Raw genomic sequence first — 14,941 nt, 5'->3', positions numbered from 1 at the left:
AAAATTCGTCTGGCTTTTAGAACCATTTACAATTCTCCTGGCTCCTTCTGCCTCCATTTATTGCCAGAGGACTTTCTTTTTGAACCCAATAGATATCCATTGTAAAAAGAGGTAAAATGATCTTAATGCTTAGTATAGATACCTAAAAATAAAAAGCCGGTTTGGAAACTACCCAAACCGGCTTAAATACTGTAATTAAACCTATAAACTTTAATCCTGGACGATCATTCGATCGGATACAGATCCATAACTTGATGATAAAACATAGTAAAACAATCCACCGGAACCTAGTTCCTTCTTGTGAATGATTACTTCATTATTCCCGCGTACTCCTGTCAGCTCTTTGCTCATTATCAATTTACCAGTCAGGTCAAACAGCTTAAGTTGACAAAGACTTTGCTCATGCAATTCAAATCGCAAAACAGATTCTTCGGAAAACGGATTTGGACTCAATGAATGGGATGTTATCATTGGTAAATCAACTGCTTGTTTTCCTGAAACTCCTATTTTTAATGGAAACGCTTGATCATTGTAATACACTTCGTTTAGAAAACCAGCAATTCCTTCAAAAAGTGATTTATCCAATTGCGTTTTCTGAACATCATTCAAGATAATCGAAAATAAGATGTCTGAATTCTTGATTTCCATACTTACATTGGATGCCCAACTTATTTTTAGTTGTTTATCCGTAAGCTTGTATTCTTCTTTTTCAAATGCAATGGTTCCTGATACTAAATCAACGAATTGCAAATTATCAAATCGCGTTTTAATGCCCAACTGAAATCCATCGATTCGTTGATCTTTGGAAGCTTGTATATCTACACGATACAAACCATTTTCCAAACGGACAACCGGTCCAATATTCCAACTAAAAGATTCAGCCCGGTTGATACTTTTCTCTTCTTTAGAATTAGATATGGCTGACAAATCAACATCTCCCGTTTTAATCCCTGTAAAATCTGCATTGTTAAAACGGTCCTGTAATTCTTTACTGTCTATATACGAAGGAGCATCCCAGGGATTTTCGGAATCTGCAAACTGGTGGTAAGCAGGAACAAATTTCCATACCGGTGTTGCATTTGGAAATTCAGTGGTAATTCCAAGAATAGCCCTTCTAATATCTGAAACGTCTCGTGCTGTAATACTTTTTGAATTATTTACATCAGCCGCCAATATTTTATATGGAGAATTTAAGGGTTTCAATCCTAAAATATGTCGCTGTATTAATACAATATCAAGTGTAGTTACGCCATTGGTTATATCATCGTTTTTGCTCGCTGTAAGATAAAATTCAATTAACTGCAAATCCTGGAATGTGTAATTTCCACTTGGATTACTGGTTTGTTGTGAAAGGGCACTGCCCGTTGTGGGTTCATGAAATGCAATTTCTACATTTCCAATGGCATCTGCATTCTCCTTATTCGTTTTTCCGGATAAGTTAAATCCAGGACCATTGGTCGGACAAACATTATTATTGTCTTGAATCCGGATAGTAGTCTCACAATAATCCTGATTTCCATATTCGTCTGTTACGTATACCCGAACCGTTTTTGTAACCACTCGCTGTCTGAATAAACTGTCACAATTATAGGTTATCGAAACATCTTTGATATCAGGTGAAAATGAATAGCGCAATTGATCTGTTTGAGTGCAATTGTCAAAACTATTTAAATTGAGATCTTTCGCCCATACTGTTATAGTTCCATTGCCCTGCATAACAACGGTTACAATTCCATTAATACAATAAGGTGTCGGCTTCTTGCATTCTTTTATTGTGAATACCTGATCGCAGGTCGAACTGTTTCCACACTGGTCTGTAAGGATCCAACGCAGGCGATGTGTACCAATTGGAAGCACTCCTGCTGTAGCACTTCCAGACTTAACCGGACCAAAACTACCGTCGTTGTTTTCATCGAGTCGGTAATTCCATATCAGATTTTGTGGTTCGGTACAATCATCAAATCCCTTTCCTTCTAATTTATAACTACCTAAGCATTGCTTGGTGGTGGTATTATAAAATGCATTTTGATCACAAAATTCAACCGGACCACAAGATTCAATGGTTGGAGGTTCCGAACTTTTAACTGCAATTACTTGGGTATGTTCCCAATAAGAGCTTGGATCATTGCGATCGTATTGACACCAATCAATAACTACCCAATGTCTGATAATTTTAAAACAGGTACTATCTGCTACAAACAATTTAGTATCTGTATAATTTGCAGCAATTTGAGCACAATTTTTATTATCATACCATGGATACTTAGTCTGATCCGGATGCGTCTGTACATTATCACATGAATGGATAGTTACATCATCCGGCCAGTGAATATCTAATGAATCAAACTTGTGTGAATTAATTATAGTAATTAATTGATATGCTGAATCTTTTAAACCTTGTCGATCTGTAGCAACAAACCAACGTACAATGGTTCCAGAATTACATTGGATGTATTTCTCATAACGCTCAGCCAATTGAACTTCACAATTGTCAAAAGCAATTCCATCGCGTCCGGCAATGTAATTTGATTTTTGGTAATACGGATCCGCAATAATAATTTGCTGACGATCTGCTTCATTATATCGAACAACTCCAAATTGACTTAAATTATTCCAGTCAATTGGAAATGTACATTCTACTGTTATATCTGTTGGTGGAATGACTACCGGTGGTTCTTTGTCCTGTACAGTAGCTTCTATCATGCAGGTATTTTTATTTCCGTAAAAATCCGAAACTTGTAAGATCACCTGAATGGTTTTACCTACATCTTCACAACAAAACCATACATAATCTCCAAATACCTCAGATCCCGTTTTGCATGGATCGTCCATTCGGCGAACTTTAAAAGAATCAATTCCGCAATTATCCAAAGAGCCATCGTCAAAAGTATATGCATATGCTTTTGCAGTTCCATCTACATTTAAGGCTACGACTGTTTTTTGATCACATACAGGTATCGGCGCTAAATTATCAACTACACCCACTTCAATGGTACAAGTTGATTGATTTCCGCAAACATCTGTTAATTGATAAATAATCCAAATTCTACCTTCCGGTGCACCATCTAAAAAATAACAATCCTGTGCAGCATCATAAACCAAATAAGTTTTACCTCGTGTTTGAGGAGTCCCTGATTTAGAATCTGCAAGCATGGTAAATATTTCATAATGCCAATCACTGCAATCATATACAGAATCTGGCACAGGCAGTTTACCATAGCTACTGCAAGAATAAGCTTGCATACCCATGGTTAAGTCTTTTGGACATTTAAATTCCGGAGCCTCATCATCGACAATTTTAATGATTTGGTTGTATTCAATAATGTCTCCACCACACCAATTTAAAATGATCCAACGACGGAGTATTTTATAACTGCTACCGCAAATAGGAATTACTAAGTCGGAATATGAAGCATTCAAAGTTGTACATCCGGATGGTACCGGCCAACCGGTAAAATCAGGGGAAGGATGTCCGTTTGCCAATTTAGGATATAGGGTATCACAATCTATATGAGGCAAGTCAAAATCATCGAAATGATGCGGATAGACTATGTCTTGGAATGTAGGTCGGATTACACAGATCGTATCACTGCAATGAGATGAATTTCCACTCTCGTCTCTAGCCCACCACTCTCGAATAATTTGGCGGATACAATAACTATCGCAAGGAAATGTTTTTACAATGTCTGTATAACTTAAAATTACTGAACCACAATAATCCCATCCATATACCAAATAGGATGTGGGTCCAATCGAATCAATGGATACTACAAAACTTGAAGGGATTGGAAATCCCAATTCTTCCGGAGCAATAGTATCGCCACAACGAACCGTGTCTCGTTCGCATATCATCTCAGGTGGATATTTGTCTTCAATAAATATTTTTCCCCAACACGAATTGCCGGATGCATTGTGCCAAATTTTAAAACTGTAGGTTTGTCTAATATCACTGGCATCAAATAATAAATCGGGTTGCAAAGAGCCATCTTTGTAATACACCTGAATGGTATAATCAGCAGCAACACCAATCATGTCTTCCAAGACCATTTCAGGTGTTACCGTTGCCCGGCAAAACGTATTTAATGAAATCTGAACGACATCATTACATGCCAGGGGTGGCAAAAAGTTGGCATTTGCCTTGTTGGCAGCAATTCCGATTGTCGGGATCCAACATCCCAGCACAAAAAACAAACGGAGCCATTTAAATAAAATCAAACTTCGGTTCATGGATAAACAGTTTAAGGTTTAGAGTAATCACGTGTAAGCTTAGCTCTTGCCGCATACCCTTCAAAATATATACCAATTATTTATAATGCGTGCGGATTTGGTAGCTATTTAAAGAATTTATCCATTGTATATAATTGTTTATTAGCTAATTACATATATTAATATAATTATGTATGATAATTAATTCATATGATTAAATAATTTAAAATGTAGCTGAAAGAAAGAAATGTTTCAATGGTACAATTCTGCAATGCTGCAATGGTTTAATGGTGAAATGGTGCAATGGTTCAATGCTGCAATGCTGCAATGGTTCAATGGTTCAATGGTTCAATGATGCATTGATACAATGGTTCAATGGTTCAATGATGCATTGATACAATGGTGCAATGGTTCGATGGTTCAATGCTGCAATGCTGAAATCCTGCAATCTTGTAAGGGTTTTACTCAATAATTTGAATGTTGCGTGTCTGTAGCCATGTCAGCTGACCAATAATTTTCAGGGATTCGAATCCTTCAACAGGTAGGCCTGTGTTGCAATTCCTATTTATTAATCTGAGCTTTGATATAGGCCGTCAGGACATCTACTCCCCTTTCAAAACTCTTGTTGTTGTTTATGATGAGATCCAGCTCATCAATATAGGGTTCTATGTATTTATCATATGCCGGTGCTACATGATGCTCATACCGATAAAGGACATCCTCTAATGGATAATTTCGTTCAGTTTTGTCCCGGTTGATTCGTCTGATAATTTTCAAATTGTCTTTTGCATGTATCAAGACAGACAGATCCAACAAGGATCTGGTATCCTCATGATGCAATATAAACAGGCCTTCGATGATATAGATACGGGCTGGTTTTATGTGAATGGTCTTAGATTGCTGGCTGTCGTTGTTGAAGGTATACTCTTTATGGATCACCGCCTCGCCGGCTTGCAATTTGTACAAATCCTGAATAAATAACTCATGGTCAATGGCTTCAGGGATATCAAAATTGATGACCCCTTGTTGGTCAATCGTTTGGAATTGACTGGGTTTGTAGTAATTATCTTCAGAAATCAATCCCAGTTCTTCCTCTGAAAACCGTTTTCTCAGATTTTCTATGAATGCCGTTTTGCCGGCACCACTTCCTCCGCAAATTCCTATAAACATATACTTATCAATTCAGAAGCATAAATTTGAGTATTTATTTCTATTTTTCATTTTTTTATTCAAGGTATGAACGGAATTGAAATACTTCGAGGGGTGATTGGTTTGGCTTCCTTGATTTTAATAAGTTATTTATTTAGCAATAACAAGAAAAATATTAATTGGAAATTAGTAGCTGTTGGCTGCTTTTTGCAAATTATGTTTGCATTGGGTGTGATGAAAGTAAATTTTATCCACATCATCTTCCAGTGGATCTCTTCGCGATTTGTAACCCTCATTGGAATCTTTCATAAAGGCATTGAATTTTTATTTGGGAATTTAGCAGATCCCGGACAAGCCTGGGCTTTTGTTTTTGCTATCCAAGTGCTTCCCACCATTATCATTTTTTCTGCGTTGTCTGCTTTGCTATACTATTTAGGAATCCTTCAAAAAATATGTTGGTTATTTGCCTGGTTGCTTTCAAAATCTATGAAACTTTCGGGTGCTGAAAGTTTATCAACAGCTGCAAATATTTTCCTGGGTCAAACAGAAGCACCGATTATGATAAGACCTTATTTAGCTGCCATGAATAAATCCGAAATCTTATTGATTATGGTGGGTGGCATGGCAAATACTGCGGGTTCGGTTTTAGGTGCTTATGTACAAATGCTTGGCGGCACGGACCCCGCTGCCCAATCCTATTATGCACTTCATTTATTGACTCAATCTATTATCTCTGCACCGGCTGCCATCGTAGTATCAAAAATTATGTTTCCAAATCCGGATGAATCCAACTTGCAACGCGATATCAAAGTTCCAAAATCAAGTTTGGGTAGAAATGCATTGGATGCAATATCCATGGGTACAACAGATGGTTTAAAATTAGCCGTCAATGTGGGTGCGATGCTGATTGTATTTACCGCCCTGATTTATTTAACGGATGCTTTGTTATTAAAAATTGGTTCGTTGACTCATTTAAACGCATTAATTATTGACTGGACCAACAACCGATACGACGGATTGAGTCTGCGGCTTTTGTTTGGTTATTTATTTTCACCCTTAGCCTGGTTAATTGGCACACCTCTACAAGATATTTTATCGGTTGGTCAATTATTAGGTGAGAAGATGATGGTCAATGAATTTTATGCATACGGCACCTTATCAAAAATGTTGAGTGAAAATATTTTAGAGCCTTTTTCAAAATCAACCTTGATTGTAACGTATGCACTTTCAGGATTTGCAAATTTTGCCAGTATCGGGATTCAAATTGGTGGAATCAGTACACTTGCTGAAAATCAACGGGAGAATTTAAGTTTGTTGGGAATTAAAGCACTGATTGGAGGGACCATTGCTTGCCTGATGACCGCCTGCGTGGCTGGTATGATCTATCAGGCTTAGAGTTCAAACATCCCATCAGGCAATTGCATGTGAATGGTTTTCTTACTATCATCCACTTCCGTTATCCATTCCTCCCGCAACAAAATGTAATGTTCTTTATCCTGATACAAAATAACCGCCATCAATTGTTGTGGAAATTCTTCAATAGCCTGTATGATGCCCGATTGTCCTGAAGTCTCATCCATTAACAGGTAACCGATCCAACTGGGTTCTATATCCTCTTCTGTTGGCATTGTGTCTAAAACATTTTTTATTCTGGATTGATCCACATAAATGGTTTGATTGCTCAGTATGGCAGCGTCTTCCGGATTGGTGACATCGCGTAAGGTAACCAACCAACTTTCGTCAGCAGTAATTTTATCTATAAAATATGGAACCGGATTTCCTTCTACAATAAAAAAAATGACTTTATGTTTTTTAACAAATGCCTGGTATGCTTTATCGATAGAGATCCAAAGGGCTCCTTTGAGTCCATATACTTTATAAGAATGCCCTGCTTCAATTAAATGAATCATAAAACCGTAGATGAAACAAGCGTTTGCTTTAATATCAAACCTCTTTCCGCACGATCCCTGAAGGATTGGTTCAAATTGGTATTCTGGGTATCCAAAATCCACAGTTCGCGATATACCAAACCAATGCCTCGTGCATAGCGTGCTTCAGAATACCGCTTGCTGATAATGTCTTCGTCATCAACTTCAATCACCTTGCATACTTTATCATAAAGCGTTGTTCCAATAAGCTCCTGTTGATCTACATACTTGTACCGGTAATACCAATCATCAAAAGCAACCAGCAATTCACCGCGAATTACGATGCTTGTTTTGGGTTGTATCATGCTGTTGCCATCCCATGCCTTGTTTGCTAACACCGGAAACACCAGACGAACAAATGACAATCCATTTTCTTTTTTAATTACATGCAAGGAATTGCTTTCTATAAACGAAGAATTGATCAATTCCCAACCCAATGAAGTGTCTCTGGCATAAAATACATTCAGCCGGTAAATTAATTGATTGACAGCATCTCTAAACGTGTCAACGACAACTTCGCGAATAAACGAACGGGAAGAATCAATTTGAACGGTAGCCTGCAAGGAATAAATAATTGAATCCGTTTGATAGATCCATTCATTGCCAATGCTTATTGGAAAATAATTATAACCAAGCTGTTCATCATCCAATGGATCGGTTTCATTGGTTGAACAAGCAAAACATGTCAATATCCACATTCCTAAAACAAAGGCGTATAAGAGGTTGCTTCTATTTTTTCTAAGTGATAAAGTCATGTTGAAATTTATCATGAATGCATTAATTAATTATAGATCGATATAAAATTCCCCCACAAACCACATCGTCTCCTTCATAAACCACTGCAGACTGGCCGGGGGCAATTCCCTTTACCGGACCAATAAAATCGATTTCCAAATGATCCCCTGTAGACTTAACGATTGATTGATGACCTGCATCTTTATATCTTATTTTTGTAACGTATTCCGTGTTGGTATTTGTTTCAGGATATTTTAACCAATTGACTTTATTTACAAAACACTTTTGACGTATTAAATCGTCTTCTTCGGTCAACATCACTGCGTTGGTTTCCGGAAAAATTTCTGCCACAAACATGGGTTTGCCAAACGCTTTTCCAAGACCCTTGCGTTGGCCGATGGTAAAAAAAGGATAGCCCTCATGTTGGCCAATGACCTTTCCATTTTTGTCAATAAAATTTCCATTTTTTACTTTTTCCTCCAGTCCTTCAACGCGTCGTTTTAGAAAGCCCCGGTAATCATTATCCGGAACAAAACAGATTTCATAGCTCTCCGCTTTTTTTGACAGATCGCTGTATCCCCGATCGTATGCAATTTTACGCACTTCCGGTTTTAATAATTCAGATAAAGGAAACATGCTTCGGCGCAGGGATTCCTGACTCAAACCCCAAAGTACATAAGACTGATCTTTATTGAGATCATGCGCTTTGGAAACAAAATAACGGCCATCCTTTTCATGAATTCGTGCATAATGACCGGTTGCAATGAATTCGCAATCCAAGGTATTTGCACGTTTTAATAAAGCATTCCATTTGATGTGGGTATTGCAAAGGATGCAAGGATTTGGTGTCCTTCCTGCTAAGTATTCATCGACAAAATCTTCAATAACTGCATCACCAAATTCATCCCGGATGTCCAGTATGAAATGGTGAAAACCCATATCCACAGCCACTCTACGGGCATCTTGTAAGGAGTCCAGATTACAACAGCCCGTTTCCTTTTTGGAAGATCCCGAACTGGCATAATCCCAGGTTTTCATGGTTACCCCGATGACTTCATATCCGGCCTCATGCAGCAACAGCGCAGTAACGGTACTGTCAATACCCCCACTCATGGCCACCAATATTTTGCCGTTTTTACTCATAAAAGACTAAGATACAAAGATATAACACATTATAATAATCAGTAATATTAATTTATTTCCCTTGGAATATCAGATTTCTCAGGATCAATTTCCAGATTCGAATGCAACATGAATTGCAATTTCTTATCTTTAATAAGATTTTTTCAGTGAAATTGTTTTAGTGAAGGCGAATGTCATTACCTAAAATAGATTGACTTTTTTTAACTTAAATTAATGATGCTGATGAGGGTATATTTTTCTTCCTTGCTTCCTTGCTTCTTTGCTTCTTTGCTTCTTTGCTTCTTTGCTTCTTTGCTTCTTTGCGTTAAAATAATTAGCTAATGGGACTTAGGTGATTGTCATTTGTGAATTATTATAATATTATAAACAAAATCATAAACAACAACCAATTAAAACCATAAAATAAGCAACATGAAAAAATGTACCCTTTCATTTCTTTTTTTAATTGCTTTAGCTGTTAGTTTAAAAGCACAGTTAAATCAAAATTATGAATCTGCCTCAACGCTGGGTAAAAAAGGCATGAATCTAAGTTCCTATTATTCCAGTCTTCAATTGGTATGTGATCATTCACCGGAATACCCGGATAACGAATACATTAGGAACTTTGGACTTCGCCTCGGATACGGAATTACAAATCGATTTGATTTACAACTGAGTTATACTTATTTAAGTTTGGTGGATCTAAATCATCATTTCTGTATCAGTCCGAAATATTCTATTTATAAAAATAAAATTGCTGCCAGCATTCCTTTGAGTTTTTATTTTGGCAATGAAGGCAAACTCTTTACCCTAAGTCCTAAAATTATATTAACCCAACCAATCAGTCAATATTTTGATATTTCACTGATTCCGAAAATGGAAATTGCAGTCGGTGGTTCCTTTGAACGTTTTTATTCCGTTTCAATTGGATTTGGTGTAAGTAAGAATCTTCAAAAATGGGCTATACGTCCTGAACTTGGATTGTACCATAAACTCAGCAGCAGTTCAGCTGTTTGGAGTTATGGATTAGGATTTCAGTATAAATTTAAATAGAATTCAATTTCTATTTAATAAGTCATGAATTATAAAAACCATTTTAACTATCGCGCCGCTTTGATGTAACCCCATCCTTCGTGTTGGCGGGAAATGATTTCATAAATACCATCCGGTACCGTTTGCACGCCCGGTAATAGTTGCGATTTATCCAATGCATTGTTTTTCAGTGCAACTTCACACACTTTAAATGCGACATTTTTTTTCGCAGCAAACTTTATAACATCATTAGAAACTACCGAGTTGCCGGTGGTAATCATATCCATTGATTTTGCATAAAACACGACTTCAATGTTTGCATCCGGAGCAGTATTTGTAATTTCTTTAATCCAACGTATGACCATTTGGTGGACAATTGTATCTTTTGAAGTTACATCAAATACTACGTTATACGGAGCGGATTGTGCTTTTAAAAAATTGCCACACAAGAGTAAACAACTAAATAGCAATGCATTTTTCATTTCAATGAGCTTATTTTATCCTGCAAAAATATATTTACATTTATGTTCCTGAGCACGACCCAAAGCCCAGACACCAGAAGGAACCAATTGAATTCCTGGAAGCAATCCTGCGATCCAATCCTTTCTAACATCTGCAGCCACTTTGCCCATCTGTTCGGCAACTACTGCACTATATACAGTAATAGCAGCTTCACACACACAAAACAGTACGCCGTGAGATTGCAATTGATTGATTCCAATTTCAACTTCACCAATTCCTGGAATTTTAAAGTCTCCTTTCATAGGCATCCAAAAAGGATTGCGAGTAGCGGGAGCTTTTGTTTTGGGATCTTCTGCTTTAAATGTTTCACCAAATTTATAAGTTGACCACAAGCGATCTTCGAATGCATAAGCAATGGCATCGTGTCGCAACACAACGACCACACCACAATCACTCGCCGGACTGCCGGTTGCAGCATTGGTCAATAAAAAGACCTTAGGCCATGCAAATGGAAACAGACCGTTTGGATGCGGTGCATCATACACTACCCGGTGGCTCCCTTTAATTTTGTTAAACCACAAATCAGCAGGATGCGTTGCCGGTGGCTGTGCCTTTGAAGTAGATGGTTTCTGTTGTTGTCCAACGAGATTGAGTGGAGAAGCAATGGCGGATAATCCAAGTGCAGTTGCAACACTTGCAATGGCGCCGAGAAATCCTCTGCGCTCGGTGGTTTGATTTAATTTGCTTTCAGTCATTTTTATTTTATTTATAGCGTAAAATAATTTGTATCCAAAATTTAATGAACAAACACTTACTTCAAATTCCAAACAACAAGTGAAACATTTATCGAGAATTCTCTAAAGTCTTAATACCAATAAATTAAAACTTAATTTATACAACTCCCAAAAAGCCTTGTTGCCAATGCAATTCTGTTATTGTCATTAAAAATATTACAAGCAAAGATGGGGTTTAAAATATAGCATGTCAATCCCATAAGTATGGGAGATTGGGTAGGAAGGAATTTAGAAAGAGAAAGAGAAAGAGAACTAAAACAAATCAGACTGAATTTTATCATCTTGAATGGAGATCAGGACAACAATGATTTAGTACAAAACTGCTTTAGAAAAACTGCATAGTTTATTGGGGGCTAAGACACACAAATATGCCCTTTGAAAAAATTGACATGAACAATTTTATTTTCATCCCAACTTACCTATCTTTACTATTGATATAAATTTATAAATTATGAAAAGAATTCTGTATTTGGCATCCCTACTTTGTCTATCAGCATTTTCTGCTTGTAACAAACAGAATATCAACGATTTAGACATAAATACACTAACTGCACATAAATTAAGTGCCGGTTTCACAATTGACAACCCTAACGGAAAAGTCAATGAAACAGAAGTTCTGTTGCTGACCAATACTTCAGAAAATGCTGTGGCTTATTACTGGGATTTTGGTAACGGCACTACTTCATCTTTAAAACAACCAGCGTTTTCATATCCACGTTGTGGCAACTATACCATCACTTTGACAGTGACCGCTGCGGATGGTAGCACCCAGACAATCAAAAAAGACATCGTCGCACTTTGCATTTTTGGGGGTAAACACGATAACATATAAGTTTAAAACATCGAATGGTCGACAGATTATAATTTGATAAGCTATAATTGGCTGTTTATTTGTATTTAAAGCATAAGAATTTGATACAAACGGGAGTCATTTAAGTTGGTGTGTAAACAATAGATTCAAATGATCCCTGTGAATAATATCTTGTTCTTTGCTTTGAAGGGAACAATTTGCAACAACACCATCTGAATGTGAATTCAAACAAAACAAGCACATAAAAATTCACAGATTATTTTAAAAACTCAATGCTTTGCATCCGATAGGTTTTACCGGGCATGCAATATGCATAAAAAATAAGTTACTTTTATTGAAATCAAGTGCTTATAAAACTCCTTTCAAAATGTGTATTTTGAATTGTTGAACAAGTTAAAAACTGCCTTTGCTTTTTTATAGACTTCCAATTGTTGGAAGTCAAACTTTGGATTGAAGAAAGTTGGAGAAACAGTGTGAGAACGAAGTAAAAATCTGAGCGAGAATCCTTCGCTCTCGCTCAGATTCTCGCTCTATTTATCGCTTTGCTTATTTTTCAAGATTTCGTATCATAGCAAATAAAATTTTCGACAGCTCTTCTTCACTTTTCTCAAAATCATTATACTGTTCCGAACTTAAATGGATTGAATCTTTTAAAATATCCAAGATTGCAATTGATTTAAACATTGAACCCATTCTGATTTATTTTTCTAAATTTTTAATCATAGTATAGAGTATTCTTGAAATTTCATCAGCTGAATTAATAATTTCATCATATTCCGCATTAGAAAAATGTCCTTCATCCAAAATGGAATCAACAATAGCAACACATTCAAAAAGTGAACTTCTGGCAATAATAAAAAAGTTACGTCTATCTTTTGACGTAAATCTTCCGGAACCTTGTGCAATATTCAAAGGAATACTAAGGGAAGCTCTGAATAATTGATCGGCAATAATCTTGCTGGTTGAAGATTTTGCTATTATTTTTAAAGAAGTATGAAGTTTCTTAGCTTTTTTATAAACTTCCAAATTTTGAAAATCAAACATCAAGCTAAGGTATTAGAGAGAGAAAGAGAATGAGAATGAGAATGAGGAAAAAATCAGAATGAGTTCGAGTATGACTTCGATTCATTTTCATTCTCGCTCTCTCACTCATTCTGATTTATTTTTCTAAATTTTTAATCATAGTATAGAGTATTCTTGAAATTTCATCAGCTGATTTAATAATTTCATCATATTGCGCATTAGAAAAATGTCCTTCATCCAAAATGGAATCAACAATAGCAACACATTCAAAAAGAGAACTTCTGGCAATAATAAAAAAGTTACGTCTATCTTTTGACGTAAATCTTCCGGAACCTTCTGCAATATTCAAAGGAATACTAAGGGAAGCTCTGAATAATTGATCGGCAATAATCTTGCTGGAAGAAGCCTTAGCTATTATTTTTAAAGTAGCATGAAGTTTTTTAGCCTTTTTATAAACTTCCAAATTTTGAAAATCAAACATCAAGCTAAGGCGTTAGAGAGAGAAAGAGAAAGAGAAAGAGAATGAGGAAAAAATCAGAATGAGTTCGAGTATGACTTCGATTCATTTTCATTCTCGCTCTCTCACTCATTCTGATTTATTTTTCTAAATTTTTAATCATAGTATAGAGTATTCTTGAAATTTCATCAGCTGATTTAATAATTTCATCATATTGATCATTAGAAAAATGTCCTTCATCCAAAATGGAATCAACAATAGCAACACATTCAAAAAGAGAACTTCTGGCAATAATAAAAAAGTTACGTCTATCTTTTGACGTAAATCTTCCGGAACCTTCTGCAATATTCAAAGGAATACTAAGGGAAGCTCTGAATAATTGATCGGCAATAATCTTGCTGGAAGAAGCCTTAGCTATTATTTTTAAAGTAGCATGAAGTTTTTTAGCCTTTTTATAAACTTCCAAATTTTGAAAATCAAACATCAAGCTAAGGCGTTAGAGAGAGAAAGAGAAAGAGAATGAGGAAAAAATCAGAATGAGTTCGAGTATGACTTCGATTCATTTTCATTCTCGCTCTCTCACTCATTCTGATTTTTGTACCCGGGGCGGGACTTGAACCCGCACGGCCATCACTGGCCACAGGATTTTAAGTCCTGCGTGTCTACCAATTCCACCACCTGGGCAATTCAGTAGTTAGGAGTCAGTGGTCAGGAGTCAGTAAGACTGAACATGCTAATCATTGACTTTATACTTGAATTTTTATTACCTATGTAATAAATAGGGTCGCAAAGATATTATTTGAAATTTAGTTTACCCCTTGCTTTTGAAAATATTTTAAGAAGTTCTGAGGATTCAAACTTAAGTAAACCAAATCCAGACTCATATTCTGAATACAAACTTTCAAAAAGTTCGAGCCAGAACTGTGTTTCATCTGTTTCCTCAATTACAATACTAATTTTAGAATACCATTCCTTTTCAGAACGACTCACACAAGCTGCTCTGAAATTAGAAGCTATTGAAGTGGAAGATCGGATTAATTGCTGTTTTAATATTCTAGATTCCTGATTATCAGGAATTTGTCTCAAGGTTTTCAGAACATTTAATGCAAAATCAAAAGTTCGAACCCGATACTTTTCATTAAACATGGTGTTTTCATTAATCGTGTTATTTAACTCTAATTAGTGGTCATAAATTCCAGAATACTGACTTCTGACTCCTAAC

General features: G+C 36.3%; 14 protein-coding genes and 1 tRNA gene. 3 read left to right on the top strand and 12 right to left on the bottom strand.

The features are described 5' to 3' along the window. Nucleotides 1–210: 210 nt before the first annotated feature. Entirely contained in the window at nucleotides 211–4,227 is a 4,017-nt protein-coding gene (locus tag IPJ80_09745; protein MBK7913766.1) for a hypothetical protein, read from the bottom strand. Nucleotides 4,228–4,767: 540 nt separating this feature from the next. Beyond that, nucleotides 4,768–5,376 carry a uridine kinase gene (locus tag IPJ80_09740; protein MBK7913765.1) on the bottom strand — a complete coding sequence of 203 codons (609 nt, stop codon included), beginning with the start codon at nucleotides 5,374–5,376 and terminating at the stop codon, nucleotides 4,768–4,770. Nucleotides 5,377–5,442: 66 nt separating this feature from the next. Between IPJ80_09740 and IPJ80_09735 the strand changes: the two genes are divergently transcribed. Beyond that, nucleotides 5,443–6,750 carry a hypothetical protein gene (locus tag IPJ80_09735; protein MBK7913764.1) on the top strand — a complete coding sequence of 436 codons (1,308 nt, stop codon included), beginning with the start codon at nucleotides 5,443–5,445 and terminating at the stop codon, nucleotides 6,748–6,750. On the opposite strand, the gene IPJ80_09730 is transcribed toward IPJ80_09735, so the two are convergent. Genes IPJ80_09730 through mnmA form a run of 3 tightly spaced genes read right to left on the bottom strand, consistent with a single transcriptional unit; the run spans nucleotide 6,747 to nucleotide 9,161 of the window. Then, on the bottom strand, nucleotides 6,747–7,265 hold the full coding sequence (locus IPJ80_09730) for a hypothetical protein (protein ID MBK7913763.1): 519 nt from the start codon (nucleotides 7,263–7,265) through the stop codon (nucleotides 6,747–6,749). The genes IPJ80_09735 and IPJ80_09730 overlap by 4 nt on opposite strands. Continuing rightward, the gene (locus IPJ80_09725) at nucleotides 7,262–8,038 is read right to left on the bottom strand and encodes a hypothetical protein (protein MBK7913762.1); all 777 of its coding nucleotides are present in this window, start codon (nucleotides 8,036–8,038) and stop codon (nucleotides 7,262–7,264) included. Before IPJ80_09725 ends, IPJ80_09730 begins: the two co-directional genes overlap by 4 nt. Nucleotides 8,039–8,060: 22 nt before the next feature. After that, nucleotides 8,061–9,161, bottom strand: a complete 1,101-nt coding sequence (gene mnmA, locus IPJ80_09720; protein MBK7913761.1) for a tRNA 2-thiouridine(34) synthase MnmA — start codon at nucleotides 9,159–9,161, stop codon at nucleotides 8,061–8,063. A gap of 411 nt (nucleotides 9,162–9,572) precedes the next feature. On the opposite strand from mnmA, the gene IPJ80_09715 reads away from it, so the two are divergent. Beyond that, entirely contained in the window at nucleotides 9,573–10,193 is a 621-nt protein-coding gene (locus tag IPJ80_09715; protein MBK7913760.1) for a hypothetical protein, read from the top strand. Between the two features lie 47 nt (nucleotides 10,194–10,240). On the opposite strand, the gene IPJ80_09710 is transcribed toward IPJ80_09715, so the two are convergent. Then, nucleotides 10,241–10,654, bottom strand: coding sequence for a DsrE family protein (locus tag IPJ80_09710; protein MBK7913759.1), 414 nt, complete (start codon nucleotides 10,652–10,654; stop codon nucleotides 10,241–10,243). Between the two features lie 15 nt (nucleotides 10,655–10,669). Next, nucleotides 10,670–11,389 carry a hypothetical protein gene (locus tag IPJ80_09705; GenBank protein ID MBK7913758.1) on the bottom strand — a complete coding sequence of 240 codons (720 nt, stop codon included), beginning with the start codon at nucleotides 11,387–11,389 and terminating at the stop codon, nucleotides 10,670–10,672. A 490-nt stretch (nucleotides 11,390–11,879) separates the two neighbouring features. On the opposite strand from IPJ80_09705, the gene IPJ80_09700 reads away from it, so the two are divergent. Continuing rightward, the gene (locus IPJ80_09700) at nucleotides 11,880–12,260 is read left to right on the top strand and encodes a PKD domain-containing protein (GenBank protein ID MBK7913757.1); all 381 of its coding nucleotides are present in this window, start codon (nucleotides 11,880–11,882) and stop codon (nucleotides 12,258–12,260) included. A 678-nt stretch (nucleotides 12,261–12,938) separates the two neighbouring features. Here IPJ80_09700 and IPJ80_09695 read toward each other — a convergent pair. The 5 genes from IPJ80_09695 to IPJ80_09675 all read right to left on the bottom strand — a co-directional run bounded on the left by IPJ80_09695 (nucleotide 12,939) and on the right by IPJ80_09675 (nucleotide 14,865). Further along, nucleotides 12,939–13,286, bottom strand: coding sequence for a four helix bundle protein (locus IPJ80_09695; GenBank protein MBK7913756.1), 348 nt, complete (start codon nucleotides 13,284–13,286; stop codon nucleotides 12,939–12,941). A gap of 112 nt (nucleotides 13,287–13,398) precedes the next feature. Then, nucleotides 13,399–13,746, bottom strand: coding sequence for a four helix bundle protein (locus IPJ80_09690; GenBank protein ID MBK7913755.1), 348 nt, complete (start codon nucleotides 13,744–13,746; stop codon nucleotides 13,399–13,401). 112 nt (nucleotides 13,747–13,858) lie between these two features. Next, nucleotides 13,859–14,206 carry a four helix bundle protein gene (locus IPJ80_09685; protein MBK7913754.1) on the bottom strand — a complete coding sequence of 116 codons (348 nt, stop codon included), beginning with the start codon at nucleotides 14,204–14,206 and terminating at the stop codon, nucleotides 13,859–13,861. Nucleotides 14,207–14,317: 111 nt separating this feature from the next. Continuing rightward, nucleotides 14,318–14,403 (bottom strand) — tRNA-Leu (locus tag IPJ80_09680). A gap of 111 nt (nucleotides 14,404–14,514) precedes the next feature. Further along, nucleotides 14,515–14,865, bottom strand: a complete 351-nt coding sequence (locus IPJ80_09675) for a four helix bundle protein (GenBank protein MBK7913753.1) — start codon at nucleotides 14,863–14,865, stop codon at nucleotides 14,515–14,517. Nucleotides 14,866–14,941 lie beyond the last annotated feature (76 nt).

The sequence above is a fragment of the Saprospiraceae bacterium genome (assembly GCA_016714025.1).
Taxonomy (GTDB): domain Bacteria; phylum Bacteroidota; class Bacteroidia; order Chitinophagales; family Saprospiraceae; genus Vicinibacter.
The sequence above is the reverse complement of the archived record's forward strand: the minus strand, read 5'-3'. Positions and strand labels throughout refer to the sequence as shown.